This is a genomic window from Kitasatospora sp. NPDC008115 (assembly GCF_042957205.1).
In the GTDB taxonomy this organism is placed as follows: Bacteria; Actinomycetota; Actinomycetes; order Streptomycetales; family Streptomycetaceae; genus Kitasatospora.
The window spans coordinates 476746-502502 of the sequence record NZ_JBIBHU010000001.1; the positions used below are offsets into that span (position 1 = coordinate 476746).

The 25757-nt window shown below is 74.1% G+C and carries 21 protein-coding genes, 1 tRNA gene and 1 other RNA gene; 4 read left to right on the top strand and 19 right to left on the bottom strand.

Annotated elements, in window-relative coordinates; all coding sequences use genetic code 11:
* Positions 1-319 precede the first annotated feature (319 nt).
* The 5 genes from ACFZBX_RS02080 to ffs form a co-directional block, all read right to left on the bottom strand.
* Positions 320-1051: a DUF5063 domain-containing protein gene (locus ACFZBX_RS02080; protein WP_391530886.1), complete on the bottom strand. Its 732-nt coding sequence runs from the start codon at positions 1049-1051 to the stop codon at positions 320-322.
* Positions 1044-1643, bottom strand: coding sequence for a recombination mediator RecR (recR, locus tag ACFZBX_RS02085; protein WP_030392621.1), 600 nt, complete (start codon positions 1641-1643; stop codon positions 1044-1046). Before recR ends, ACFZBX_RS02080 begins: the two co-directional genes overlap by 8 nt.
* Before the next feature lie 227 nt (positions 1644-1870).
* Positions 1871-2209, bottom strand: a complete 339-nt coding sequence (locus ACFZBX_RS02090; RefSeq protein ID WP_380679590.1) for a YbaB/EbfC family nucleoid-associated protein — start codon at positions 2207-2209, stop codon at positions 1871-1873.
* A 61-nt stretch (positions 2210-2270) separates the two neighbouring features.
* Positions 2271-4433 carry a DNA polymerase III subunit gamma and tau gene (locus ACFZBX_RS02095; RefSeq protein ID WP_391530888.1) on the bottom strand — a complete coding sequence of 721 codons (2163 nt, stop codon included), beginning with the start codon at positions 4431-4433 and terminating at the stop codon, positions 2271-2273.
* A gap of 70 nt (positions 4434-4503) precedes the next feature.
* Positions 4504-4594: signal recognition particle sRNA small type (gene ffs / locus ACFZBX_RS02100), an RNA gene on the bottom strand.
* Positions 4595-4728: 134 nt separating this feature from the next.
* On the opposite strand from ffs, the gene ACFZBX_RS02105 reads away from it, so the two are divergent.
* Positions 4729-4813, top strand: a tRNA-Ser gene (locus ACFZBX_RS02105).
* 97 nt (positions 4814-4910) lie between these two features.
* Here the strand turns inward: ACFZBX_RS02105 and ACFZBX_RS02110 are convergent.
* The 4 genes from ACFZBX_RS02110 to ACFZBX_RS02125 form a co-directional block, all read right to left on the bottom strand.
* The gene (locus tag ACFZBX_RS02110) at positions 4911-6146 is read right to left on the bottom strand and encodes a serine hydrolase domain-containing protein (RefSeq protein WP_391530890.1); all 1236 of its coding nucleotides are present in this window, start codon (positions 6144-6146) and stop codon (positions 4911-4913) included.
* A 122-nt stretch (positions 6147-6268) separates the two neighbouring features.
* Positions 6269-7351, bottom strand: coding sequence for a sensor histidine kinase (locus ACFZBX_RS02115; protein ID WP_391530891.1), 1083 nt, complete (start codon positions 7349-7351; stop codon positions 6269-6271).
* Positions 7352-7402: 51 nt separating this feature from the next.
* Positions 7403-8077 (bottom strand): response regulator transcription factor, encoded by a 675-nt coding sequence (locus ACFZBX_RS02120; RefSeq protein WP_391530892.1) that lies wholly within the window; start codon positions 8075-8077, stop codon positions 7403-7405.
* A 193-nt stretch (positions 8078-8270) separates the two neighbouring features.
* Entirely contained in the window at positions 8271-10463 is a 2193-nt protein-coding gene (locus ACFZBX_RS02125; RefSeq protein ID WP_391530894.1) for an MMPL family transporter, read from the bottom strand.
* 255 nt (positions 10464-10718) lie between these two features.
* Between ACFZBX_RS02125 and ACFZBX_RS02130 the strand changes: the two genes are divergently transcribed.
* Both ACFZBX_RS02130 and ACFZBX_RS02135 read left to right on the top strand, forming a co-directional pair.
* A complete protein-coding gene (locus ACFZBX_RS02130) occupies positions 10719-11981 on the top strand; it encodes a sensor histidine kinase (RefSeq protein ID WP_391530896.1) in 1263 nt (420 codons plus the stop codon).
* Positions 11978-12685 carry a response regulator gene (locus tag ACFZBX_RS02135; protein WP_391530897.1) on the top strand — a complete coding sequence of 236 codons (708 nt, stop codon included), beginning with the start codon at positions 11978-11980 and terminating at the stop codon, positions 12683-12685. The genes ACFZBX_RS02130 and ACFZBX_RS02135 overlap by 4 nt, the downstream gene beginning before the upstream one ends.
* Before the next feature lie 116 nt (positions 12686-12801).
* Here the strand turns inward: ACFZBX_RS02135 and ACFZBX_RS02140 are convergent, their stop codons facing one another.
* The 3 genes from ACFZBX_RS02140 to ACFZBX_RS02150 all read right to left on the bottom strand — a co-directional run bounded on the left by ACFZBX_RS02140 (position 12802) and on the right by ACFZBX_RS02150 (position 15370).
* Positions 12802-13221, bottom strand: a complete 420-nt coding sequence (locus ACFZBX_RS02140; RefSeq protein ID WP_391530899.1) for an RNHCP domain-containing protein — start codon at positions 13219-13221, stop codon at positions 12802-12804.
* Between the two features lie 28 nt (positions 13222-13249).
* Positions 13250-13621 (bottom strand): RNHCP domain-containing protein, encoded by a 372-nt coding sequence (locus ACFZBX_RS02145; protein WP_391530900.1) that lies wholly within the window; start codon positions 13619-13621, stop codon positions 13250-13252.
* Positions 13622-13837: 216 nt separating this feature from the next.
* Positions 13838-15370, bottom strand: coding sequence for a histidine decarboxylase (locus tag ACFZBX_RS02150; protein ID WP_391530902.1), 1533 nt, complete (start codon positions 15368-15370; stop codon positions 13838-13840).
* Positions 15371-15532: 162 nt separating this feature from the next.
* Between ACFZBX_RS02150 and ACFZBX_RS02155 the strand changes: the two genes are divergently transcribed.
* Positions 15533-16021: an Lrp/AsnC family transcriptional regulator gene (locus tag ACFZBX_RS02155; RefSeq protein WP_391530903.1), complete on the top strand. Its 489-nt coding sequence runs from the start codon at positions 15533-15535 to the stop codon at positions 16019-16021.
* Between the two features lie 92 nt (positions 16022-16113).
* Here ACFZBX_RS02155 and ACFZBX_RS02160 read toward each other — a convergent pair whose 3' ends face one another.
* The 7 genes from ACFZBX_RS02160 to ACFZBX_RS02190 form a co-directional block, all read right to left on the bottom strand.
* The gene (locus ACFZBX_RS02160; protein ID WP_391530905.1) at positions 16114-16623 is read right to left on the bottom strand and encodes a DinB family protein; all 510 of its coding nucleotides are present in this window, start codon (positions 16621-16623) and stop codon (positions 16114-16116) included.
* Positions 16620-17423 carry a VOC family protein gene (locus ACFZBX_RS02165; protein ID WP_391530907.1) on the bottom strand — a complete coding sequence of 268 codons (804 nt, stop codon included), beginning with the start codon at positions 17421-17423 and terminating at the stop codon, positions 16620-16622. Before ACFZBX_RS02165 ends, ACFZBX_RS02160 begins: the two co-directional genes overlap by 4 nt.
* A 139-nt stretch (positions 17424-17562) precedes the next feature.
* A complete protein-coding gene (locus ACFZBX_RS02170) occupies positions 17563-20046 on the bottom strand; it encodes a germacradienol/geosmin synthase (protein WP_391530908.1) in 2484 nt (827 codons plus the stop codon).
* 139 nt (positions 20047-20185) lie between these two features.
* Complete coding sequence (locus ACFZBX_RS02175; protein ID WP_391530909.1) at positions 20186-21508, bottom strand: hypothetical protein; 1323 nt, start codon at positions 21506-21508, stop codon at positions 20186-20188.
* A gap of 5 nt (positions 21509-21513) precedes the next feature.
* Complete coding sequence (locus ACFZBX_RS02180; RefSeq protein WP_391530910.1) at positions 21514-23469, bottom strand: hypothetical protein; 1956 nt, start codon at positions 23467-23469, stop codon at positions 21514-21516.
* Positions 23466-24254, bottom strand: a complete 789-nt coding sequence (locus tag ACFZBX_RS02185; RefSeq protein ID WP_391530912.1) for a toll/interleukin-1 receptor domain-containing protein — start codon at positions 24252-24254, stop codon at positions 23466-23468. The genes ACFZBX_RS02180 and ACFZBX_RS02185 overlap by 4 nt, the downstream gene beginning before the upstream one ends.
* A 79-nt stretch (positions 24255-24333) precedes the next feature.
* Positions 24334-25689 carry a helix-turn-helix domain-containing protein gene (locus tag ACFZBX_RS02190; protein WP_391530914.1) on the bottom strand — a complete coding sequence of 452 codons (1356 nt, stop codon included), beginning with the start codon at positions 25687-25689 and terminating at the stop codon, positions 24334-24336.
* Positions 25690-25757 lie beyond the last annotated feature (68 nt).

A 25757-nucleotide genomic window follows, 5' to 3' on the forward strand; every position in this document is an offset into this window, starting at 1 on the left:
GCACCCCCGGGTGGCGGGGGTAGTGCGGTCGGCGCCAGTCTACCGAGCGGGGGTGCCCCGACCTCCGCTTTCCATATGATGAGACACACGTTTCGGCAGGTGAGCGGGGGTGCGGGCGGCCCGACCGGCAGGTCTGCTGGCGGGCCCCCGCCGCTCCGAAGAATCGGCGGACGAACGGACGGACGCCCCGGGGTTTTCCTCCCGGCGGGGGAGAGTGAGGCTTCCGTCACAGTCCACGCGGCGCAACTCCGCGGCGCACGCCGTGGCCGCACCTCGTGGCCGCATCCCGCAGCCGAATCCCGCAGCCGAATCCCGCGGCCTACCGTCCCAGGCCGAGCTCCGCCGCCATCAGGTCACCGGCCTGCTGCTCCAGCTGCTCGTCGGTGAGCCCGTCGTTGTCGGTGTCCGCCCCGTCCGGCGCCGCCCCGATCGGACTGTCCAGCCGGACGTGCGCGATCAGCGACTGCAGCGCCCGCAGGACGGCCGTGCAGGTGGTGCCCCAGTTGGACAGGTACGAGAACTGCCACCACCAGAGCGCCTCGCTGACCCGGCCCTCGCGGTAGTGGGTGAGCCCGTGCTGGAGCTCGCCCACCACCCCGGCCAGGTCGTCCGAGATCCGGAAGGCGTTCGGCTTCTCCGGCGGCCCGTACGGGTCGAAGACCTCGTGGTAGACGTCGATCGGCGCGAGCAGCTCGGCCAGCCGCTCGCGCAGCTGCTCGCCGTCCGGCTCAGGACCGGTGTCGGGCTCGAAACGGTCGTCCGGGACGACGTCCTCGATGGCACCCAGCCGGCCGCCGGCCAGCAGCAGCTGCGAGACCTCCAGCAGGAGGAGCGAGACGGCGCTGCCGGGCTCGTCGCCCTTGGCGACCTCGGTCACCGAGAGCACGAAGCTCTCCACCGAGTCCGCGATCTGCACCGCGAAGTCGTCCGGCTCGGAGCCGTGCCCGTGCGTGTGCGGGGTGTGCGGGGCGTCCTGGGTGGTGCGCCGGTCCTGCTCCGGTCCGGCCTGGTGGGGCGTGTGGGGCTGCTGGTTGATCGTCCGGTCAGACATCGAGCAGTCGTCTCCCTTCGAAGGCGCGGCCGAGCGTGACCTCGTCCGCGTACTCCAGATCCCCGCCGACGGGCAGGCCGCTCGCCAGGCGGGTCACCTTCAGGCCCATCGGCTTGCAGAGCCGGGCCAGGTAGGTGGCGGTCGCCTCCCCCTCCAGATTGGGGTCGGTGGCCAGGATCAGCTCGGTGACCGTGCCGTCGGCGAGCCGTGCCAGCAGCTCGCGGATCCGCAGATCGTCCGGGCCGACGCCCTCGATCGGGCTGATCGCGCCGCCCAGCACGTGGTAGCGGCCGCGGAACTCCCGGGTGCGCTCGATGGCGACGACGTCCTTGGGCTCCTCGACGACGCAGATGACAGCGAGGTCACGGCGCGGGTCGAGGCAGACCCGGCACTGCTCGGCCTCCGCGACATTGCCGCAGACGGCGCAGAACCGGACCTTGTCCTTGACCTCCAGCAGCGCGTGCGCCAGCCGGCGGACGTCGACGGGGTCGGCCTGAAGGACGTGGAAGGCGATCCGCTGCGCGCTCTTGGGCCCGACGCCGGGCAGCCTGCCCAGCTCGTCGATCAGGTCCTGAACCACGCCCTCGTACAACGTCGTGCCTTCCCTCGGGTCGGACCGGGTGGCACCCGCACGGGGGTGCTCCGGTGCCATCATCCAACGAATCGGACGCCGGGCACACCGCCCGACGCCCGACTCCCGCATAAATCACACAGGTCCACCGTCTGAACTCCGGACCGTTACGGCCCGGCGTCCCCCGGTCCGGTGTCCACCGGTCCGGCGTTCTTCGGCCCGGCGTCCCCCGGGCCGTCCCGCCCGGCTCAGAACGGCAGGCCGGGGATCCCGCCGCCGAGGCCCTGGGTCAGCGGGCCCATCCGCTCGGCCTGCATCTTCTGCGCGGCCTGGTTGGCGTCCCGGACGGCCGCCAGCACCAGGTCCGCCAGCGTCTCGGTGTCCTCCGGGTCCACGGCGGCCGGGGCGATGGTCAGCGCCACCAGCTCCCCGGAACCGGACACCGTCGCCTCGACGAGGCCGCCGCCCGCCGAGCCGGTCACCTTCGCCTCGGCCAGCTCCTGCTGCGCCTGGGCGAGGTCCTGCTGCATCTTCTGCGCCTGCTTGAGCAGCGCCTGCATGTTGGGCTGGCCACCACCGGGAAACACGGCTCACTCCTTGCGTTCGGTCTGTACCTGGGGCGTCGTCCTCGACGAGCCTACGTGCTGGTCAGTTCCCACCGTGCCGGATCTCCTCCAGCACCGTGGCGCCCAGCTCGCGGATGATCAGCTCCTGGCCGGAGAACGCCTCCTCGTTGAGATCGGGGTCGTCCTCCTCCGGGATGTCGTCCTCCGGGGCCACCGCCCGCGCCGGGTGCGCCGGACGAGCCGGGGCCGCCGGGGGCGGAGCCTGGACGGGCGGGGGCACCGGCGCGGCCGGCGCCGCCTGCGGCTGCGGCACGGGCGCGGCCACGGGTGCGGGCGCCGGAGCGACGGGCTGCACCGGGGGCGCGGACGCCACCGGACGCGCCGGCGGGGCACCCCAACCGCCCCCGCCGCCCGTGGTCGCGGTCGCGGTGCTGGCGGCGGCGCCGCCCGCCCCGCCCGACGGGTCCACGATGCACTCGATCCGCCAGTCCACGCCCAGCGCGTCCGCCAGCGCGGACCGCAGCACGTCGTCGCTGTTACTGCTGACGAAGCTGTCGCGGGCGCCCGCGTTGATGAACGAGACCTGGAGCACGCTGCCGTCGAAACCGGCCACCTGGCCGTTCTGGCTGAGCAGGATCCAGGTGAACCGGCGGCGGTTCTTCACCGCCTCCAGGATCTGCGGCCACAGCTGGCGCACCTGCGCCGCGCCCTGCTGCGCCGCCGCCGACGGCTGCCCGCCGGGCACGGCGGCCGGGGCCGGGGCGGGGGCCGGGGCAGCGGCGGGTGGCGCGGGCGGCTGCACGGCCGCGGGGGCCGCCGCCGGAGCGGGTGCGGCTGCGGGCGCGGGTGCGTCCCCGGCCGGCGGGAAGCTGCGCTTGATCGGCCACGCCCCGGGCGCCGGCCCGGCCGGCTGCGCGGGCGGCGCGGGGGCCTGCTGCACCGAAGCCGCCTGCGGGGCCGGCTGCGGCATCGCCTGCGGAACCGGCTGCTGCACCACCTCCGGCATCACCACCGGAGCGACCGCCGCCATGGCCCCGGCCATTCCGCCGGCCGTTCCCCCAGGCATTCCGCCGGCCAGCCCCCCGGCCGCGGCCCTGCGCTCCAGCTTGTCCAACCGCGCCTGCAACGACAGCTCGTCGCTGTACGCGCCCGGCAGCATCACCCGGGCACAGATCAGCTCCAGTTGCAGCCTGGGCGCCGCGTTGCCGCGCATCTCGGTCAGCCCGGTGTTGACGATGTCCGCCGCCCGGCTCAGCTCGGCCGCCCCGAACGCGTCCGCCTGCGCCTGCATCACCGCGACCCGGTCCGCCGGGGCGTCGATCAGACCCTTCTCCCCCGCGTCCGGCACTGTGGCGAGGATCACCAGGTCGCGCAGCCGCTCCAGCAGGTCCGTGACGAACCGCCGCGGGTCGTGCCCGCCCTCGACCACCCGGTCGATCACCTGGAACACCGTCGCCCCGTCGTGCGCGGCGAACGCATCCACCACCTCGTCCAGCAGTGCCGAGTCCGTGTACCCGAGCAGCGCGGTGGCCATCTGGTACGTGACCCCGCCCTCGGTCGCGCCGGCCAGCAGCTGGTCCATCACCGACATCGAGTCACGCACCGACCCGGCACCCGCCCGCACCACCAGCGGGAACACCGAGTCCTCGACCTGGATCCCCTCCCGGCCGCACACCTCCGCCAGGTAGTCGCGCAGCGTGCCGGGCGGCACCAGCCGGAACGGGTAGTGGTGCGTCCGGGACCGGATCGTCCCGATCACCTTCTCCGGCTCGGTGGTCGCGAAGATGAACTTGAGGTGCTCCGGCGGCTCCTCCACCACCTTCAGCAGCGCGTTGAAGCCGGCCGAGGTCACCATGTGCGCCTCGTCCAGGATGAAGATCTTGTACCGGCTGTGCACCGGCGCGAAGAACGCCCGCTCACGCAGCTCACGCGCGTCGTCCACACCACCGTGCGAGGCGGCGTCGATCTCGATCACGTCGATCGACCCGGGCCCGCCCGTGGCGAGGTCCTGGCAGGACTGGCACTCACCGCACGGCGTGGGCGTCGGCCCCTGCTCGCAGTTCAGGCAGCGGGCCAGGATGCGCGCACTCGTCGTCTTGCCGCAGCCGCGCGGGCCGCTGAACAGGTACGCGTGGTTGACCCTGTTGTTGCGCAGGGCCTGCTGGAGCGGAGCGGTCACGTGCTCCTGCCCGATGACCTCCGCGAAGGTCTCGGGGCGGTAGCGGCGGTACAGGGCTAGGGACACACCACCGACGATATCGGGACGGACCGACAAACGCGTCGTCCCCCGACCGCCCCCGCGCTCCCGGGAACGCAAAGACCCCCCGCGCACCCGCCAGAGCTCTCCTACCCTTGCTGCCTTCCGGCCCTGGGGGGATTCAGAAAGATGACGCCACACGAGGGGCTGCCCCCAACAGTACCGGATCCGGGCCCCTCCCCTCCACCACCACCCCCACCCCCGCATCCGCAGGCCGCCCCGACCCCTCACCTGCGACATACGTGGTCGCGACCACCCCGAAACATGTACTAAGCTCTCCCTCGGAGGATTCGCCTAGAGGCCTAGGGCGCACGCTTGGAAAGCGTGTTGGGGGCAACCCCTCACGAGTTCGAATCTCGTATCCTCCGCCTCTGCCCGCCAGGGCAGCCGAAGGCCCCGACCGCTCAGCGGCCGGGGCCTTCGTCGTTCCCGTCTCTCGGCCGCCGGGCCGTTTCAGCCGCCGTTTCAGCCGCCGGTCCCGCCGCCGGGGGCGGCGCCGGTGATGGCCTGTGTCTCCCTGCCGGTGATCTCCTGCAGTGGCAGGCCGTCGCAGTTGCCGAGGACCACGCCGACCCAGCCGGTGTGGGGGTAGACGTTCCAGTTGGCGCTGACGCCGGGGTTGCCGCCGGCGCGGCCGAACACCCACTGGCCGTCGACGATGCGGACCGGCATGTCGTAGGCCCCGAACGAGGAACCGCTGTGGGGGATCTTGGCCCCGGTGAGCAGCTCGGCCCAGGGACGGTGCAGCACGGTGCCGTCGCACAGCGCGCGGGCGAAGCGGACCAGGTCCGGTGCGGTGGCGAAGCCGCCGTCCCCGGGGGTGTCGATGAAGGTGCGGCCCGGGTTCTTGCCGAGTACCTCCGGGGACGGGCTGCCCTTGTCGAGGTTGCGGACCGCGTCCACCTGGCTTCCGTCGGCCAGCGTCATGTACGGGTGCGCGATGTGCTCGTCGGTGAGCCACTGCGGCCTGGTGCAGAACGCCGATCCGGTCATGCCGCAGCGCCCGAAGACGTTCTCCTGCACGTAGTCCCAGTACGACGTGCCGCTCACGGCCTCCACGATCAACGCGGGGATGCCGACATCGGCGCCGGAATGGCTGGTGCGAGTACCGGGGGCGGCCACCGGCGCGGACTGCCGGACCCACCGCTCGTGGTACTCGTGCACCTCCTCCCGGCTCCGGAAGACGCGCTGGACGTCCTCGTCCGGGGTGTTCAGTCCGGAGGTGCCGGTGAGCAGGTGGTGGATGGTCACCCGCTCGGCGATGTCCTCGGCGAAGCCCTCCAGGTGGGTGCCGACCGTGTCCGACAGGCTCAGCCTGCCCTGCTGCGCCAGTTGCAGGACGGCCACCGCGCCGAACGGCTTGCCCGCCGAGCCGAGGCTGAACGCGGTGCCTTCGTGGTTGCGGATCCCCCTCTCCCTGTCGGCCATGCCGTAGCTGCGGGACAGCACCGTCCGGCCCCGGTACGACAGCAGCACCACGCCGGAGAACCTCCCCTCGGCGGCCAGTTTCGCCACGTACTGGTCGTAGGCTCCGCCGGGACGGGTGGCCGGCGGGATGTCGGAGTCGGCCGGGGCCGGGTCGCCCTGACGGGGCCGGGCTCCCGCCGGCGACGCGGCGGCCGTCACCACGCCGGCGGCCGCCGACCCGCCCCACCCGAGCAGCCGCCGCCGATTGATGCCACGTGCGGAATCCGAATCCATGGTCATGGTCCTTTGCTGATCGCCGAATCGACCGGTGCAGGACTCCACTGAAGACGGCGGACTGTTGCGGTGGCGTACGCGATTCCCGATACGCCGGCGACACGGGTCCGCCGCCAAAAGCTCTAGGAGCCGCTCGGAAGCCGGATCGTGACGAGGAGACCGCCGGTGGGGCCGGGTGCGAGGTCGATGGTCCCGTCGTGTGCCCGGACGATGCTGTGCACGATGGCCAGCCCGAGGCCGACCCCGGCGTGCTCGTCGGTGCGGGTGCGTTCCGTCCCGCGCCGGAAGGGTTCAGTGAGGGTCGGCAGGACCTCCGCCGGGACGACCCGGGGGCCGGTGTTCTCCACCCGCAGCACGCTCGCGCCGTGCTGCGATCCGGTGCGGACCGTCACGGTGCCGCCGGCGGGGAGGTTGTGGACGATGGCGTTCTGGACGAGGTTGGTCGCCATCCGCAGGATGAGTTCCGCGGAACCGAGGGCCTGTGCCTGCTCGCCGGTGACGTCGAGCGTGATCCGACGCCGCTCGGCGAGGGGGAGCAGCGTTTCGACGGCTTCCTCCGCGACGAGGGACAGGTCGACGGGCTCGCGGGAGAAGCCCTTGCGGTCGGCGCGGCCGAGCAGCAGGAGGGCCTCGGTGAGGTCGATCGCCCGCGCGTTGACGGCGTGGAGGCGTTCGATCAGTTCCTCCCGGTCCCGCGTGGGGTCGGTGCGGGCGAGGTCGAGGAGCGTCTTCGAGATCGCCAGCGGGGTGCGCAGTTCGTGGGAGGCGTTCGCGGCGAACCGTTGCTGCTCGGTGACGTGGGCTTCGAGTTGTTCGAGCATGATGTCGAACGCGTCGGCGAGTTCGCGGAACTCGTCCCGGGGGCCCGGCATGCGGACCCGGTGGGACAGTGACCCGTTCGCGGCCGTCCGTGCCGCGTCCGCGATCCGGGTGAGCGGTGCGAGCATCCGGCCGGCGAGGATCCATCCGCCCAACAGGCCGAACAGCAGCAGGAAGGCCAGTGCCACGGCCGCGGCGGGGGCGAACGTGCGCACGAGGAGGTAGCGGTTGGGTGCGACCCCGAGCAGGCCCTGGGAGCTGTCGGGTACGTAGCGCAGCAGGAAGACCCACACCACGGCCAGCAGGAGAGTGCCGGCGACGAGGAGGAATCCGGCGTAGCTGGCGGTGAGCTTCACGCGGGCGCTGAGCCCTGGGCGCCTGTTCACCGGGCGCCTGTTCACCGGGGCCTGCTCGCCGGGTGCCTGCTCACCGGGTGCCTAGGCATGAGTGCCGCCGGTGTCGATCCGGTAGCCGACGCCGGGCACCGTGGCGATGAGCCATGGTTCTCCGAGTCGTTTGCGCAGGCCGGAGACGGTGATGCGGACGGCGTTGGTGAGGGGGTCGGCGTTCGCGTCCCAGGCCCGTTCCAGGAGTTCCTCGGCGCTGACGACACCGCCCTCGGCGGCGACCAGGACTTCGAGCACGGCGAACTGCTTCCGGGTGAGCGCGACGTGGCGTCCGTCGCGGAAGACCTCCCGGCGGAAGGGGTCCAGCCGCAGGCCCGCGATCTCGCGGACCGGGGGCCGGGCGTACCCGCGTCTGCGGTCCAGCGCCCGCAGCCGCATGACGAGTTCCCGGAGCTCGAACGGCTTGGTGAGGTAGTCGTCGGCGCCGAGTTCGAACCCGGACGCCTTGTCGTCGATCCGGTCGGCGGCGGTGAGCATGAGGATCGGGATGCCGCTGCCGGAGGCGACGATCCGTCGGGCGATCTCGTCGCCGGAGGGGCCGGGGACGTCACGGTCGAGGACCGCGAGGTCGTAGGAGTTGACGTCGAGCAGTTCCAGGGCGCAGTCGCCGTCGCCGGCGATGTCGGCGGCGATCGCTTCCAGCCGGAGACCGTCCCGGACGGCTTCGGCCAGATAGGGCTCGTCCTCGACGATCAGCACGCGCATGCACAGGAGCCTAGGCAGCACGGCATATCGCCGGCATATGTTTCCTCGACGACGCCCCGTCGGCCGGTCGCGCGGGGGTTTCGCACCGGTCGCGCGGCGGCCGCGGCCGGCACTCCCGCCCGGAAAGGGTGGAGGCCCGGCCCCTTCGGGGTGGGGCCGGGCCTCCGGAGCGCCCTGGGCAGGCGGGCGCCGATCAGGGGGTGGGGGCGTAGTGGGTGGGAGCGGGGGTGGGGGCCGGGGCGGGGTGGGCCGGGGCGGGGCGGAGGGGCCACCAGAGGGAGCGGCCGAGGAGGGTCGCGAGGGCGGGGACCAGGGCGAGGGAGAGGACGATGGCGGAGAGCAGGATGCCGAGCGTCAGGGCGAAGGCGATCTGCTCGCTGCCGGGCGTGGTGGCCAGGGTGGCGAAGGAGCCGGCGAGGACCAGGCCGGCGGTGGCGATGGCCGGCGTGGTGTGGCGGACGGCGCGGGCGACGGCGGCGCGGGCCGGGCCGGGGTGGTGCATCTCCTCGCGGATCCGGTCGGTGATGAGGATGTTGTAGTCGGTGCCCAGGGCGACGACGAACAGGAACAGCACCAGGGGGAGGGTGAAGCTGACGCCGGGGTCGTCCAGCACGTGCTGGAACAGCAGGGTGGCGGCGCCGAGGGTGGCGGCGAAGCCGAGGCCGACGGAGAGCATCAGCACCAACGGGGCGAGCAGGCTGCGCAGCAGGAGCAGCAGGATCAGGCCGATGAGGGCGGCGGCGACCGGGAAGACGATCGTCAGGTCGTGGTCGACGGCGGCGGAGACGTCGGCGAAGACCGCCGCCGTGCCGCCGACGTGGGCGCTCGTCCCGGCCGGCTTGTGGGCGGCGACGGCGTCGCGGACCGGGCCGGAGGCCAGGTCGCGGGCCCGCTGGCTCTGCGGGTCGGCGGTCAGGTAGAGGTCGATCCGGGCGGCGCGGTGGTCCGCGTTGAGGACGGTGGCGCCCACCTGGCCGACGCCGTCGACACCGGCGAGGCCGCGGGAGAGGCCGTCGAGCCGGCCGGGGGTGAGGGTGCCGCCGTCGTCCGCGGTGACGTAGACGGTCGTCGGGTCGGACACGCCGGCCGGCAGGGCACGGGAGATCTCCGCGGCGGTGGCCGCCGCCGCGGTCGTGGAGCCGGCGCCCATGCCGTAGTCCATCCGGATCCCGGTCATCCCGGCGGCGAGCGCGCCGAGCAGTGCGACGGAGGCGAGCAGCAGGGCCAGCGGCCGGCGGGCGACCAGCGCCCCGTAGCGGGCGGCGAAGCCCCCGCGCGGTTCCCGGCTCAGGCTGCGGGAGGGCCAGAACATCCCGCGGCCGCAGACGGCGAGCAGGGCCGGCATCAGGGTGAGGCTGCCCAGCAGCATGACCAGGACGGCGACGGCGATGGCCGGGCCGAGCGAGCGGAACTGGCCGAAGGTCGCCACGCCCAGGGTGGCGAAGGCGGCCACGATGGTCAGCGCGGCCGAGGTGATCGCGGTGCCCACCCGGCCGGACACCTCGGCGGCCGCCTCGCGGGCGGGCTGGTCGGGCCGGGCCCGCAGGTGCTCGCGGAACCGGAAGAGCAGGAACAGCAGGTAGTCGATCCCGATGCCGAGCAGCACCACGGTGATCAGGCCGGGGGTGGAGGCGTCCAGCTTGAGGCCGGTGAGCATCGCGGCGCCCGCCACGGCTCCGCCGGCCACTCCGCTGATCATGGTGACGGCGAGCAGCGGCAGCACGGCGGCGAGCACGCTGCGGAACACCAGCACGTTGAGCAGCACGATCAGGGCGAAGACGAGGGCGCCGCCGATGATGGTGGCGGTGCGGTTGTCGTCCGCGCTGTCGGCCGCCTCGGCCAGGCCGCCGGTGAACCCGGTGCGCATCCCGGCGTCGGCGAACTGCGCGCGGGCCGAGTCGCGGAAGGTGCGGTAGACGTCCTGGACGCCCGGGTCCACCGCGTTGCCGGTCAGCTCGACGGAGAGCAGTTCGAAGCTCCGGTCGGGGGCCGTCATCGCCGGGGCCACCCGGGGGGTCTGGGAGCGGTCGGGGACGAGGAACTCCGGCTCGTCGTCCTTCCTGGGCATGACGACCCGGCGCTCGCCGAGCTTCGCCGCCTCGGCCTCGATCCGCCGCTGGTCGGCGTCGGTGAGCGCCTTGCCGTCGGTCCGGGCGACCAGCACGGTGACCGTGGTGGCGTCTGGCTTCACCCCGAAGCGCTCCTCGGCGATCCGCAGGGCGGCGGCCGAGTCGTAGCTGCGCGGCAGGAAGTCGCCCGTCTGGGACTGGGTGACGCGCCCGAGCAGCATCGGCCCCAGCACGCCGAGGCCGACTCCCAGGACCGCCCACAGGGCGATCACCTTCCAGGCGTTTCTGGTGGAGAATCCGGTCAGTGCGCGGATCACGGTGCCCTCCGGCTGATGGACGCGAACGTCGCTCGTCGCCGGGGGTTCCCGGCCTGTTCCAAGACCATCAGGCGAGGGGGCCCCGGGCGTCCGAGCAGCGGACGATCCGGGCCGGGGCCCCCGGTCCCCCGCCGGCCCGCAACCGGGACCGTGCTCCTGGTCCGCCCGCCCGTCCTCGGCCGTGGGGACCATCCGGGGTCCGCCGGGGCAGTGCCAGAATGGGGCATCAGCGCTGGTCGGCCGGAAGGGACGAGGATGGACGGGCGTCAGCGCGGCGGCGCGGCCGTGGACGAGGAACGGCCGAGCCGTGCGAACGGTACGGCGTGGACTCCGCCGTGGACCCAGGCCGACGCCCTGGTGGCGGTCGGCGCCAGTCTCCTCGACCTGGTCGCCTACCTGCTCGTCAGCCAGGTGGACGGCACCACCAGCGTCAGTGTGCCGGGCTTCGTCTCCCTGCTGCTGGCGGGCGTGCCGCTGCTCGCCCGGCGCCACCGCCCGGCGCAGGCGCTGGCCGCCGTCCTGGTGCTCGAAACCGTGGTCAACCTGCTGGCCCCGATGGGCATCCGCTTCGGTGCCGTCCTGACGGTGGCGCTGTTCTCGGTCGCCCGGCAGCGGCCCTGGCCGGTCGCCGTGGGCGCCACCGTGGCGACGGGCACGACGATGATGCTGGGCCAGAGCATGTTCACCGTCCCCTCCGCGGAGGGGATCTTCGCCCCCTTCCTCTCCAGCGCGCTGGTGGCCGGCGCCGGCCTCGCCGTCGCCCGCTGGCAGCGCGAGGTGGCGGCCAACCGCAAGCTGCTGGCCGACCGCGCGGTGGCCGAGGAACGCCGCCGCATCGCACGGGAGTTGCACGACATCGTGGCCCACCACATCACCACCATGCAGCTGATGGCCGGCGGCGCCCGCGCCAACCTCGGCAACCAGGAGGTGGTCCGGGACGCGCTGGTCACCCTGGAGTCCTCCGGGCGGCTGGCCCTGCGCGAGATGCGCCAGCTGCTGAACGTCCTGCGGGCCGGTGACGAACCGGACGCCGCCCCGCCGTCGCCCCAGCCCGGGGCGGAGGACCTCGGCCGGCTGGTGGACGAGTCCCGCGCGGCCGGGCTGCCGACCGACCTCGACGTCCGCGGGCCCCGGCGTCCGCTGCCGCCGACCGTCGGGCTGACCGTGTTCCGGATCGTCCAGGAGGCCCTCACCAACGCCCGCAAGTACGCGGGGCCGGCCCGGGCGACCGTCCTGCTGACGTACCGACCGGACGGGGTCGCCGTCGAGGTCCGGGACGACGGCCGGGGCGTGCCGCCCCAGGACGCCGAGCACGACCCGGGCCGGGGCGGCGGCGGGTTCGGGCTGCTCGGGATGCGCGAGCGCGTCGCGCTGCACGGCGGGACCCTGGAGACCGGGCCCCGGCCGGAGGGCGGCTTCGCGGTGCTGGCCGAGCTGCCGCTGGCGCCGGAGGAGGCGGCCGAGGCGGCCGTCCAACAGGGAGAGCGCGAAGAGCACGAAGGGGTGGTGTACCGGTGACGGCCGAGACGCCCGGGATCCGGGTCCTCATCGTGGACGACCAGCCGCTGGTCCGGCGCGGTCTGTCGCTGATCCTCTCGCCGGACCCCGCCTTCGAGGTGGTGGGCGAGGCCGGGGACGGCGAGCAGGCGGTCGCGCTCGCCCACCGGCTGCGCCCCGACGTCGTGGTGATGGACATCCGGATGCCGGTCCTGGACGGGGTCGCCGCGACCGAGGAGCTGGCCCGCACCCTGCCCGAGTGCCGGGTCCTCGCGCTCAGCACCTTCGACATGGACGAGTACGTGGTGGCCGCGCTGCGCGCCGGCGCGCACGGGTTCCTGCCCAAGGACGTCTCGCCGGAGGACCTCGCCGCGGCGATCCGCACCGTCCGCACCGGGGAGGCGGTGGTCGCCCCGCGCCTGCTCACCCGGCTGATCTCCGCCTACGTCCGGGCGCCGCTCGGCGCCCAGCCGCCGCCCGCCGTCGCCACGGGGGAGCTCACGCCCCGCGAGGTGGAGGTGTGGCGGCTGATGGCCACCGGGCTCGACAACGCCGGGATCGCCCGGGTCATGGACATCAGCCACTCCACCGTGAAGAACCACATCACCAGCCTGTTCGGCAAGCTCGACGTGCGCGACCGCGCGCAGGCGGTCATCGCGGCCTACGAGTCCGGCCTGGTCACCGCCCGTACGGGGGGCGGCGACCAGGCCGGCGGGGGGAGTTAGCCCGGCGGGCCCCGCCCGGCATCGCCCGGCGGCAGGTGGGCCCGGCTCCCGCCGCGGCCCGGATCCGGCTTCCCGAGCCCTGACCCCTCCCCCTCCGCGCGCGGGGGCCCCGGCGGCTACATGCCGAGCAGCGTGCGCCGGGCGTAGGCCCGCGCGTCCCGCAGCGGCTTGAGCGCGAGCCTGAGCAGCGGCAGCGGATTGTCGTCGCCGGCGATCCGGTTGGTGCTCAACTCACCGCAGGACAGGCACTGGTGGACGATCATCCACTCGCCGTCGGCGCGGACGGACATGCCCAGCGGCTCCATCCGGCCCCGGCAGTCGGCGGCCCGGTCGCCCGGGACCCGGCGGTCGACGTGCAGGCTGGCCAGGCAGTTCGGGCAGTGGTTGCGGTGCGCGGTGCCGGGGGCGTCCAACGGGACGTCCAACCGGCAGCCGACGCACCGGAAATCGTTCGCCCGGTGCCCGCCCCGGGCGTGCAGCACGTCCTTGGGTCGCTGCCGGCGGCGGTGGCCGCGGTCGTTCCCCTGTCGTGGCATGGTCGTGCCCCCTCTCGTGTACGGCGGTTCAGAGGGACCCGAACGCTTCCAGCGGGAACGGCGGTTGGGCCAGCGGCCGGACGGCGACGCGCATCAGGATGAGCTGGTTGTCGTCCGGGCAGACCGGATTGGACGTCAACTCGTCGCAGCGCACGCAGCGGTGGACGATCATCCAGTCGCCGGTGCGCAGCACCGCGATGGCGATCGGCGACATCCGCCCGTGGCACTCGCTCGGGCCGCCCTCGACATGGTCGACGACATGCCGCGAGTGCAGGCAGGACGGGCAGTGGTTGCGCCGCGCGCCGTCGCCGGCGAACGTGGACACGGTCAGGCCGCACCACGCGCAGGCGAAGGTGGCGGTCTTCTGGGCACTACTGGTGGTGCTGGAGGTGCTGGACACCCGGGGTGCTCCTTGCTGGAGGTCAACGATGACAGCAAGAGCAGGCCGAGCGGCCTCGACGACGATCCGTCAGGCAGTGTGGCGAGGCGCACTCGGCGCGGTCCGGGACATCAAGACACCCTCTCGAAGGGCACGGCGGCCCACAGCTGAAGCGAAACGGAGCGGCGAGCGTAACAACCCCGCCGCCACCGCTGCCACCGGTTTATCCGGCCCCCGTCAGGCGGGTGCGCCGAGGATGAGCGGGTCGCGGGCGAGGTCGGACAGGAGGGCGTCCAGCTTGGCGCGGTCGACGGAGGGCATCAGGAAGACGTGCACGTAGCCGCGCAGGGTGGCCGGGTCGCCGGGGGTGGTCAGGACGTTCTCGCAGGACAGCGACCACTTGGCGACCAGGTCGGCGCTGGGCTTGCGGAAGCGTACGGTGATCGCGCCGGGGGTGCGGGCCGGCCACAGTTCGGCGCCGGTCTCCTGCTCCAGTTCGCGCAGACGGCGTTCCAGGTGGGCGGCCAGGTCCTGGGAGCGGCGGATCCGGTCGACCTGGTCGCGGTAGGAGTGCCGGGACAGGTGGTCCCAGAGCACCAGCGGGGAGAAGCCGTTGCGGGAGCCGGCGAAGGTGCTGTCCGGCGCGCCGATGTACTCGGGCTGGGTGGGCGGTTCGAGCTGGTACTTGGCCTTCGTCATGAAGACGCCGCACGGCCACGGCACGCCGGCCCACTTGTGGCCGCTCATCGCGATCGAGGCGACCAGGTCGACCTCCCCGCCGGAGCGGCTCGGCAGGGTGAGGCCGAAGTCGAACTCGGGTGCGCCGGCGCCGGGTTCCGGCGCCCAGCCGTACGCCGCCGGGTCCTCGGCGGCCAGCCGCAGGAACGGCGCGTACCCGGCGCCGAGCGCGCCGTCGACGTGGATCCAGAAGCCCCGGCGCCCGTTGCCGCCGGCGTCCGGGAGCAGGCCGTGCCGTTCGAAGACCGGCAGCAGCCGTTCGCACGCGCCGCGGACGTCGTCGTGGGCGCCCTTGAACGTGCTCCCGAGGTTGAAGTTGACGAAGACCGGGTGGCCCTTCGCCGCGAAGAACTCCACCAGCACCGCCAGTTTCTCCGCGTCGACGGCGCCGGGGCCGTCCCAGGAGTGGCCGGACGGGCCGGGCAGCGAGGGCACCTCGGCGGGCCAGTCGCCGCCGAGCGGGCACTGGCCCGGGTAGTCCGCGGTGCCGACCGCGTGGAAGGTGTCGACGCCCAGCACCCGGACGGCCTTGGCGAAGGAGTAGTGGGTGTCCTCCGAGTAGAACGCCACCGGGCGGGGCGCGCCGGGCCGGGTCAGGTAGTCGCGGGCGTTCCAGAGGGCGTACATGTTGCCCTCGGTCGAGCCCATGGAGAGCATGTAGCCCCAGTACGACTCGGGGTCGGCCGGGTCGTACGGGCGCCCGGCGTGCCAGAGGCGCGCGTAGTAGTCGAGCACGGCGCGTTCGACGACCTTGGTGTTCGGCTTGTAGCCGCCGCTCTGGAACGGGTCGCCGAGGTTGTTGATGTTGCTCAGCATGAAGCGGGCGAGGTCGAGGGCGCTGCCCGCGAGTTCCTGGGTGGCCTGGTAGCCGACCAGGTGCCGGCGCTTGCGCGTCAGGTAGCCGTCCATCCGGTCGAGGGCGCGCAGCCGCTCGCCGTCGGTGAGCCCCTCGGCGGGTATCGCGAAGTCCCCGCTCTCCGGCGCCGCGTCGATGTGGACCGGGGCGGCGGGGCGGACGGTCGTGGGGCTCATGGGTGCGGCGCTCCGGGGTCGCTGGGGGACGGGTGCGGCGCGGGTCCGCTCGACCGCCAGGATGGAACTTTCGACCGCCTCGGCGAAAGTCTTCCGCAGAACATTCGGAATCGTCCGCGTCGATGTTGCGGATCTGCGGCCCGGTCGGCGACCCTGAGCGGCGTGCCGAATTATCCGCAGGCCCCCCGGGCGCCCATCGACGACACCGACCGCGCGATCCTGCGCGTCCTCGCCGAGAACGCCCGGACGCCGAACAACGCGCTCGCCGAGGCCGTGAGCATCGCCCCCTCGACGTGCCTGGCGCGGGTGCGGGCACTGCGCGAGCGCGGCGTCATCCGCGCCTTCCGGGCGGAGATAGACCCCGCCGCCATCGGGCTGCCGTTGCAGGCGATGATCTCGGTCCGGCTCCGGGCCCACACCCGTGAGCAGAACGAGAGCTTCCGCGGCACCGCCCCCGACCTGCCGGGCGTCCTCGCGGTGTTCCACATGGCCGGGTCCGACGACTACCTGCTGCACGTCGGGGTGGCCGGCCCGGAGGAGCTGCGCGACTTCGTCGTGGACCACCTGACCACCCACCCCGCGGTGGCGCAGACCCGGACCAATCTGATCTTCGAGCAGCTCCCGGGCCGCCGGTACCTGACGGGCGGCTGAGGCCGGTCGCCGTCCCATGGGGCGACCGCGCCCCACGCCCCCGCCCACGCCCCGCCCGCACGCCCCGCCCGCACGTCCGCCCGCGCGTCCGCTCAGCCCATCGTCTTCGCCCCGTCCAGCGCCTCCCGGATGATGTCGGCGTGCCCGGCGTGCTGCGCCGTCTCGGCGATGACGTGCAGCAGCACCCGCCGGACCGACCAGGCGGCCCCGGGCTCGAACCACGGCGCCGCCGGCAGCGCATGGGCCTGGTCGAGGTCCGGCAGGCTCGCCACCAGCGCGTCCGTCTCGGCGGCCACCCGCTCGTAGGCGGCGAGCAGCCCGGCCAGGGTCTCGTCCCCGGCCATCCGGAACTGGCCCGTCCAGTCGACCGGCTCGGCCTCCATCGCCGCCGCGCCGCCGACGGCGAACCGCATCCAGCGCGCCTCCGTCCCGCTGACGTGCTTGATCAGCCCGCCCAGGCACAGCTCGCTGACCGTGGTGCGCCGGGCGGCCTGCTCGTCGGTGAGGCCGCGGGCGGTGTACCGCAGGAAGCCCCGGTGCTTGTCGAGCGTCTGCAGCAGGTCCGCCCGCTCCCCGTGGAGCGCGGTGGCGCCGGAGGTCACTCCGCCACCATGGACGGCACGTCCCCGGCCGTCCGGCCGAGGTCGATCACGCCGAAGGCCGCGCCCTGCGGGTCGCCGACGGCCGCGAACCGGCCGAACGGGCTGTCCATCGGGCCGAAGTACAGCTTCCCGCCGCGCTCGGTGATCCTGGAGATCGTGGCGTCGCAGTCGTCCACCGCGAAGTACACGCTGAGGTAGTTCGGCGCCTCGGGCGGCAGGTCCTTCGGGCCCGCCTTCATCCGGCCGAGCACCGGCTGCTCCCGGACGCTGTAGATCTTGTAGTCGACCTCCCCGGCCTCCATCCGCTTCACGGCGTAGGGGAAGACCGCGGGGAAGAAGCCGTCCGCGGCGGCCCCGTCGCGGGTGACCACCTCGGCCCAGGTGTAGGCGCCCGACGCGCCCTGCTTCTCGAAGCCCTCGTGGGTGCCGGACTGCCAGACGCCGAAGACGACGCCCGCCGGGTCCTTGGCGATCACCATCGAGCCGAACTCGCCGACGGTCATCGGGCCCATCAGCACCTCGCCGCCGTTGCCGCGGATCTTCTCGGCGGTGCCGGCGGCGTCGGGCGAGGCCAGGTAGAGGCACCAGGCGGAGGTCACCTCGCCCTGCTGGTTCGGCATCGGCGGGACGATCGCGGCGACCGCCTTGCCGTCGGAGTAGGCCTGGGTGTAGTTGCCGTACTCGGTCGAGGACTCGCCGAAGGTCCAGCCGAGCACATCGCCGTAGAACGCCTTGGCGCCCTCCAGGTCGGCGAACATCGCGTCGGCCCAGCAGGGCGTTCCCTCGGGTAGCGCAACCATGACGAAGCCCTCTCGTGTGACGTTTTGTCCCGATTTGCCACCCTAGTCAGTCCCCCACCCGTCCGCGCGCGCAGAAAGGCGGCGGCCCGCCGGGGGCCGGAACCCCCGGTGGACCGCCGCACACCTCCGTGCCGGACCGCTACCCGACCGCGCCGACCGCACCCGCCACCGAGGCCGCCGACGTCCCCAGCCCGGTCGGCCGCACCAACAGGGCACCCACCACCCCGCCGCCCGGCTCGGCGGCCTCCGCCGCGACGGCGACCGGCACCCCGGCCGCCCCCCGCCCGAAGTGCCGCAGCAGGTCCTCCTCCCGGTACCGCCGGCAGCCCTGGTGCCAGCCCAGGATCCCGGCGAGCCAGTTCTCCAGCTCCTTGACGTACCCGGCGAGCACCGCCCGCGCCGGCCCGTCCAGCCCGAAGTCGGCGAACAGCACCGGGAACTCCTCGGCCACCACGTGCCGGAACTGGTCGAGCCGCGCGTGCATGAGGTCGTCGACGATCCGCACCGCCGCCGGGTAGTCGCAGTTGAAGAAGTTCTGCACCACCAGGACGGCGTTGTGCACCTCGCCCTCGAACTCGATCTCCTTCTGGTACGAGAACAGGTCGTTCATCAGGCAGGCGTAGTCGGCGGCCGCGTTCTCCAGTGAACGCATCGGGCCGCTCGCGTAGACCTCGCCCGGCACGACGTTCCCGTGCGCCAGCCGCGAGAGGGCCATCGTGAGGTCCGAGCCGAAGGTGGAGCGGCGCATCTCCAGGTAGTCGACCGGGTCCGGGATCCGGTTCTGCACCTGGTTGTTGAGCTCCCAGATCCAGCTCAGCGTCATCTTCTCGACGGCCGCCCGCAGCCTGCCGCGCGCCTCGGCGGCCATCGGTCCGGCGGTCCGCTCCCAGAGGTCGGCCAGCCCACGCTCCAGTGCGGTGAGCGGCTCCGCGCCCGGCTCGCCGTCGACCGCCATGAGCAGCTGGAAGCGCGTGTGCAGGGCCTTGGCGCCGGCCAGGTCGCCGGTCCGGCCGAACGCCACCGGGAAGTAGTCGTCCGCGTAGGTGCCCCAGGCCAACCAGTCGGTGGTGCGGTCGAGTTGCTCGGCACTGGCGTCCGGGTGGATGCCGGCCGCACAGAGCGCGAGGTCGTAGTCGGCCATGCTCTCGGCGGTCCACAGGCCCGCGGTCGGGTCGTCCGGCCGGATCTCCAGCAGGCCCATCCGCCCGGCCCACTCGATCGTGTGCAGCCGCGAGGACTCCAGGTACGGACTCGGGTCGACGGTGAACGGCAGCCGGAACTCCGGTAGTTGAGAAGGCCCGACGGCCTGGAACGGCACATGGGCGTGCGACCGCGCCCGCCGCACCCCCGGGTCGACGTCCCCGCGCGAACCCCCGACCGGGCCCGTCCCGGGGGACTCCAGCGACGCGCCCGGACCCGCCGCCCCGCGCAGGGCACCCAGCAGCGCCGCCACCGGCGACTCCCCGACCGTCGGCGCCCAGGCCTTCGTCACCGGCCCGGACCGGCTCAACGAGCCCAGCTCGCCCGCCAGATCGTCCAGCGCCCCGCCCGGCTTCAGCACGTCCAGCGCGGACGTCCCCACCCCGCCGATCGCGAACGGGTCCCACCAGGTGGCCTCACCCGCCGCCGCCCCGCCGCCGTTCATGTACCGGCTGGAGCGCAGGTGCCACTCGTGCCCGCCGGCCTGCCAGTCCTGCAGTCCCTTGACGTAGGACAGCACCCGGGCGCAGCCGTCCGGGTCCAGCCCGGTGTCCGCGAAGAGCTGCGGCAGCTCGGTGAACACGGTGTTCTCGAACTGCTGGAGGCGCGCGGTGAGCAGGTCGTTGACGGCGTCCGCCGCCTGCTGCGTGGTGCACTCCAGGAACTTCTCCAACACCAGGACGCCGTTGCTGAGTTCGCCCTCGTCCTCGACCTCGCGCTGGTAGGAGAACAGGTCGTTGCGCAGGTGGACGGCGTCCGCGAAGGCGTCCATCAGCACCCGCAGCGGCCGCGAGCCGGACACCGCCGCCGGCACCTCCGCCCCGGCCGCGTACTCGATCAGCCCGGCCGACCAGGGCGCGCCGCCCACCTTGCGGCGCATCTCGATGTACTCGACGGGGTTGGCGAGCCGGCCGGCGTTGATGTTGGCGAGTTCCCAGAGCGACTCGTTGAGCAGGTTGCGGGTGCTCTCCGCGAACCGCACCCGCCAGTCCTCGCCCATCGACGGCACGGTGCGCCGCCAGAGGTCCGCCAGTCCGGCCTCGACCGGGTTGGCGGGCTCGGGCACGGCGGCGTCCGGGTCGGCCGGCATGAACAGCGGCAGCCGGTCCAGGTACGCCTTGCCGCCCTCCCGGTCGTTGGTGCGCTTGAAGACCTCCAGGAAGTGGTCGTCGAAGAAGAACACCCAGACGTACCAGTCGGTGACCAGTGACAGCGCCTCCGCCGACGCGTCCGGATGGGTGTACGCGCAGAGCAGCCCGTAGTCGTGCGCGTCCAGGTCCCGCTGGGTCCAGATCCCCGATCCCTCCAGCATGCCCATCTCCCGGGCCCATCCGGAGGAATGGGCCCGGGCCTCGTCGAGATGCGGGTTGAGCCGCGCCGGGTGCGGCACGTAGAAGGACGGCAGTTCGAACGGCTGGGACACCGGGCGAGCCTTTCTGGACGCGTCGACGAGGCCGACTCAGCTTTACCCGAGTTCAACGATCTCAGCCGGAGAACCGGAACAGTCATATGAGTTAGGTCAGTTCACTCGAACATTTGCCCAATCCGCCGCCCCGACTAGCTCATTCGTGCGACTGATCGGCCCCACCCCACCCTTCCTCGGCCCCGCTCCCCGGCCCCCGCGGGTCTCCGTTGACGGAACCGCGCAGCACCTCCCACGCCGAGGTGACCGGTCCGGCATCCGCGGTGCCGGCGGGCCGCACCGGACCCACCGTGAACACCCGCTGCCCCGGCACTCCGCCGGGGCCGTCCGGCGCCGCCGCCTCCTGCGGGGGCGCCGCCGCGCCCCCGCCGTCGTCCCCGAGGCTCTCCCGGATCCGCGCCGCCTCCTCGGGCCGGCCCGCCACCTCGGTGATCTGGGCCACCCGGAGGGCGTAGACCGTTCGGTCGTCGCCCTCCGCCAGCCTGATGTCGCGCATCAGGCTGTTCAGCGGGCCGACCACCGAGGGCCCCCGGTCCTGCGACCCCACGGGCCCTGGCACCGGCCCCGGCGCCGCGGCCGGACCGCCCCCGGCGGCCGCCGCCACCGGAGTGACGCCGTTCAGGAACGGCACCTCGCTCCCCCGGCCCGCCCCCGACGCCAGCAGGTGCTCGTACAGCGCGTCCACCGCCTCGTCGTTGGCCGCCGCCGCGAGCTGCGCCAGCGGCCCGATCATGTCGACCGCGCCCCGCACCTCCGCGTCGTTCCGCGCCAGCCACCACACCACCGCGCTGCCCGGCGACTTGAGCACGTCCTCACCGAGGTACGTGCGCTTGCTCCGCTCGTAGCGCCGCTCGTGCTCCCACACCTCCTCCGCCTTGCGGACCTCCGCGAGCTTGTCCAACCGATCGCGGTCCGCCGTCGGCAGCGTCAGGGTGACCTGCCCGGCCATCGCCACCACGATCCCGGAGGGGTCCGGGCTCGGGGTGCCCAGCACACCGTCCAGCCGGTGCTGGACCAGTTCCGGCCGCCCGGGGTGCTCGCGCTCGGTCACCGACCTGGCGCGGGCCAGCACCGCGTCGACCGCCAGGCTGTCCGGCGCGGCGTGGGAGAGGCCGCCCGGGCCGCCCGGCGCCCGCCACCACACCGTCGCCGAGAAGAGGAAGTCGTAGTCCGGCACGGCGCTCGGCAGCGCCACCCCCGTCACCGAGGTCGTCCGGTAGGGCTGCTCGACCGGCGGTTCCGGGGCCGGGACGCGCAGCGGCTCCGGCTCGGGGGCCGGCGGCGGCGGGAGCACCGGCGGAGGCCCGGGCCGCCCCCCGGTGGCCGCGGTCAGCAGCACCAGCAGCACCACCGCGGCGGCCGCCGCCGCCCAGAGCCAGGCCGGCCATCCCAGCCCCAGCCCCAGCGCGGCGGGCACCGCTCCGGCGGCGACGGCCAGCGCCGCCGTGCGCGTGTTCTCCATGGAGCTCACCTGGTCCTCTCCTCGGACCGCAGCACGCCGGCCGGGTCCCCCGACTCGATGCCCTGCGCGATGTCGATCTTCTGCCAGAACCGCGCCGCCACCCCGGCCCGCGCGGACCGCTCGTCCCGGGGCCCGCCGGCGACCCACTCGTGGCCGGTCAGGTAGAGGCGGGTGAGCCTCTCCGGCCGCGCCTCGGCGGCCTCGACCAGCACGTCCATCAGCCGCTCGCCGGCCGGCGGTTCCGCCCGGGCCGCCGACAGCCACCGGTGTACCGCCTCCGCCCACTGCTCCCGGCGGGCCACCGCCAGGACCTTGGCCCAGGTCACGGCCAGCGCGTCGGCCGGCACCCAGCGCGGCGGCGGTGGCTCGCCCACCAGGTCCAGGAAGAGCCGGACGTCCGCCGTGGCCGCCCCCTGCGCCGCCAGCCCGTCCCAGAACCTGGCCAACAGCTTCAGGTACAACCGCCGGTCCTGCCGGACGAGTTCGTACAGCGTCTCGCGCACCTCGGCCGGGCCGTTGCGGCCGGTCCGGCGCGCCAGGTGGTGCAGCCGGACGAGGGCCTGGTCCGGGTGCGTGCGGGCCATCACCTCTCCGCAGGCCCTGGCCAGCACCCGGGCCGCGGCCGGCGAGACCTGGCCGGTCGCCCACTCGTAGATCTTGGAGCGGAAACCGGCGCCGTACCGCTCGTGTTCGAGTCCGAGCCGGAGCACGGCCAGCGCCTCCTCCGAACGCCGGGGCTCGGCGGCCCACTCGCCCGCGAGCCGGTGCAGCGTCCGCCAGTCGGCCGCCCGCAGGCTCTGCTCGGTGAAGCGCTCGACCAGCCGCCGCCGGTCCTGCGTCCCCAGCGCGGGGTGCGGCGAGCGGACGGCGTCCTCCACCCACCGGCCGAGCCCCTCCCGCAGGCCGGGGAGGTACGTCCAGAAGTGCGTGCGGACGGCCGCGTCGTACGCCAGCGCGACGAAGCGGATCCGGCCGCGCGCGTCGACCTCCAAGGACGGCAGGGCCTTCAGCCGTTCGGCCAGGTCGGCCCGCTCCAGCAGCGGCTTCTCGTCCGGGGTGTGCGGGACGAGGCCGAGCAGCCGGTCGGCGTGGTGGAAGACGGCGTCCGCGGAGGCGCCGGCCAGCATCGCCGCCGACAGCAGCAGCGCGCGCTGCGGGCCCGATTCGAGCGCGGCGATCCGCTGGGCCACCTCCCCGGCGCGGTCGCTGAGCGCGCCCAGCGCCTGGCCGAGCCACTCGGCGGCCGGTGCGGCCGGATCCGCCGACCTCGCCTGGGCCACCAGGGCGGCGAACCGCTGCACATCGCGCATCGCGAAGTCGCGCAGATGGGCCGTGAGTTCGGCCCCGAGCAGGTCGTCCGGGGCCAGCCGGACCTGATCGCTCTCCAAGTGCCGGCGCAGGACCGCCAGTTCACGCGGCCGCCCGATCGCGGCCACCAGTTGCCGCAGCGCGGGCAGCAGCAACTCCTGGTCCGCCGACGGCAGGACGGCGACCATCCGGGCGCCCGCCTGCTCCACCCGGCCCCAGTAGCCGTACAGCAGCGCCTGGGCCGCCTCGTAGTCCTCCTCGGCGATGCTGGAGAGGTCCAGCAGCAGCCGGTCGCCGGCCTCCGGGACCGTGCTGTCCTCGTTCTCCCGGGAGAACGACAGCTCGACGAACGAGGCGGCCGGGTCCTGCGGCTCGTGCAGCAGCATCACCGCCGCCGTCCGCCGTCCGCTGCCGGGCGGCCCGGCCAGCAGGACGGTGGTACCGGGCCGCTCCAGCCGGGTCCGCGCCTCGCCGAAGCCCTGCGGCGGGACGAACCGCTCCCGCAGCCAGAGCCGGTGGTCGAGGGCCACCCGGGACGGGGCCACCCTGGGGCGGGGCGGGCGGAAGTCGCCCCCGAACACGTTGTACTGCGGGCCGGGCCCGGTGTGGGTCGGCCCACGTGCCTCGTCGATCCGGATACCGCCGTCGGTCACCGGTCCCGGTCCTCGCGTTCGGTCCGCCGGCCGCCGAACCACTGCTGGGCCGTCCCGCGCTCGACGTAGTTGCCGCCGTCGCCGTTGAACTGCACGCCGCCGCTGCGCAGGTCGTTGTGCTGCGTGCCGTTGCCGCTGTTCACCGGACCGCTCGCGTTGTTGATGAAGGTCCCCACGTCCCCTCCGACGTTGCCGATGCCGCCGCTCTGGCGGTGGGTGTAGTCCCCGGCCTGGACGACGCTGCCGTCCACCCGGCCGACCCGGTTGCGGACGTCGCCGGACGCCTCCGCGCTGCGGGCGATCTCCCGCTCCGCCTCGGCGAGCCGGGGCACCGCCTCCGCGAGGTCGTCGCCGATCCGGGCCAGGTCGCCGTCCGCGTTGCGGGTGTCCAGCCGGCGGTACTGGCAGTCGGCCAACTCGGCCAGCTCGGGCGGCAGATCGTGCCGGCTGAGCCGGGTCGCCCGGCCGATCAGGACCGGGACGACGAGGGCGCCGCTCTCGAAGGCCTCGACGATCTCCCGCCGGGTCCAGTCCTCCGGGTCGTCCAGCGCCCGGGAGCCGTCCGCGGTGCGGGCGTCGGCCCAGCGCTCGCCGATCACGGCGACCAGCACGCTGCTGCGGCGCACGGCGGTCAGGAGTTCCTGCGGGAAGCGGCGGCCGACCTTGATCGACTTGCTGGCGCGGAACACCCGCTCGCTGCCGAACCGCCGGGAGAGCTCGCGTTCGATCAGGGCGGCGCCGGTGTCCTCGTCGCTGCTGCGGTAGTTCACGAAGATGTCGGGCATGGCGGAATCACCTCTCCGGTGAATGGGTGCCGTGGACGGCCGGACGGGTCGGCGCCGGGGAAGCGCGACCGCGGGGTCCTCAGGACCTGGGGTGCAGTGCGGCGGCGAGCGCGGGCTGGAGGTCGCGCACCGCCCGGTTGGCCCGGAACCGGGACAGCTCGCGGTCCAGCCGGGCGACGTCGGTCGCGATCGTGGCGGAGCGCAGCCCGGGGACCAGCGGGAGCAGTCCGGCGGCGAGCTCGCAGGCGTGCTCGACCTCGCCGGCCGCCGCGTGGGCGAGGGCGCGCCGCAGGCCGTACCGGGCGCGGGTGCGCACCGCGTGCGCGGGGATCCCGGCGCACTCGCGGTCGAGCACCTCGGCGGCCCGGGCGGGGCGGCCGAGGTCGTACAGGCACCAGCCGGTGACCACGGCCGCGGGGTCGGTGAGGTTGCCGGTGCCGAGCACCGGTCCGCCGCCACCCCCGTCGGCGGCGGACCGGGCCAGCAGCTCGCGCGCCCGGTCGAGGCTGCGCAGGCTGGCGGTGTGGTCGCCGGCCAGGGCGTGCCCCTGGGCCTCCCGCTGGGCGGCGAGCCCGCGGATGCGCGGCGGCAGCCGGCCGTCCCGGACGACCGGGCCGACCAGGCCGACGGTGGCGGCGGCGTCGCCCGCGTAGAAGGTGATCAGGGCGCGGCGGACCAGGGTGTACGAGCCGAGGTCCCGGTCCTCGCCGCCCTCCGCCAGCTCGACGGCGCGGGCGGTCCACCAGAGCGCGGACGGGTCGTCCCCGGACTCCTGGGCCATCCAGCCGGCGAACTCGGCGTACCGCGCGGCCAGGCCGAGCAGTTGGACGCGGGCCACCGCGTCGGCCTGGAGGGCGAGTTCGCGCAGGGTGTGGGTCTGCACGGTGAGCATCGGCAGCAGCAGGGCGGGGTCGGTGCTCTGGCCGAGCAGGCGCATGTGGTCGAACTGGCTGCGGAAGATCTCCGCCGGCGAGGCGCCCGCCCCGAGCGCCTCCCGGAACGCCTCCCGGGGCCCCTCCCCGGCCTCGGCGCGGCCCGCCCCGACCATGCCCGCGACGCCCGCCCCCAGCACGGACGTCGCACCGGCGGCGAGCAGTTGGCGCCGCCCGAGCCCGCCCGGCCAGCGGACGGCGTCGCGGTCGACCCGCAGGAGCACGGGGTCCTCGTCGGCCGCGGCCACGCCCACCCCCCTTCCGCGCCCGGCGGTTCCCTCGGGCGGCGCCAGTCTCTCCAGCTCGCCGCCGGCGCCGAGTTGGGCGTCGCAGCGGCGGGCCAGGTCGGGCGGCGGGGCCTTCTGGCCGCGCTCGATCTTGCTGAGGTGGCCCTTGCTGTAGTTGAGCAGCTCCGCGAGCCGGGTGAGCGTCAGCCCGGCCGCGAGCCGCCGCCTGCGCAGCTCGGGACCGAACCCACCCGCGGGCGAACTGGACGTGCGCATGCCAACCCCCTCTTCGGAAACTCCGGCCCGCTTTCGTCATCCGGGGACCGGAAGCGGACTCTCCCCTG

Excerpts from the sequence above, each read along its gene's own strand:
- ACFZBX_RS02080 (WP_391530886.1), bottom strand. The coding sequence starts at position 1,051 with ATGTCTGACCGGACGATCAACCAGCAGCCCCACACGCCCCACCAGGCC.
- ACFZBX_RS02110 (WP_391530890.1), bottom strand. The coding sequence starts at position 6,146 with ATGGATTCGGATTCCGCACGTGGCATCAATCGGCGGCGGCTGCTCGGG.
- ACFZBX_RS02120 (WP_391530892.1), bottom strand. The coding sequence starts at position 8,077 with ATGCGCGTGCTGATCGTCGAGGACGAGCCCTATCTGGCCGAAGCCGTC.
- ACFZBX_RS02130 (WP_391530896.1), top strand. The coding sequence starts at position 10,719 with ATGGACGGGCGTCAGCGCGGCGGCGCGGCCGTGGACGAGGAACGGCCG.
- ACFZBX_RS02140 (WP_391530899.1), bottom strand. The coding sequence starts at position 13,221 with ATGCCACGACAGGGGAACGACCGCGGCCACCGCCGCCGGCAGCGACCC.
- ACFZBX_RS02150 (WP_391530902.1), bottom strand. The coding sequence starts at position 15,370 with ATGAGCCCCACGACCGTCCGCCCCGCCGCCCCGGTCCACATCGACGCG.
- ACFZBX_RS02165 (WP_391530907.1), bottom strand. The coding sequence starts at position 17,423 with ATGGTTGCGCTACCCGAGGGAACGCCCTGCTGGGCCGACGCGATGTTC.
- ACFZBX_RS02175 (WP_391530909.1), bottom strand. The coding sequence starts at position 21,508 with ATGGAGAACACGCGCACGGCGGCGCTGGCCGTCGCCGCCGGAGCGGTG.
- ACFZBX_RS02185 (WP_391530912.1), bottom strand. The coding sequence starts at position 24,254 with ATGCCCGACATCTTCGTGAACTACCGCAGCAGCGACGAGGACACCGGC.
- ACFZBX_RS02190 (WP_391530914.1), bottom strand. The coding sequence starts at position 25,689 with ATGCGCACGTCCAGTTCGCCCGCGGGTGGGTTCGGTCCCGAGCTGCGC.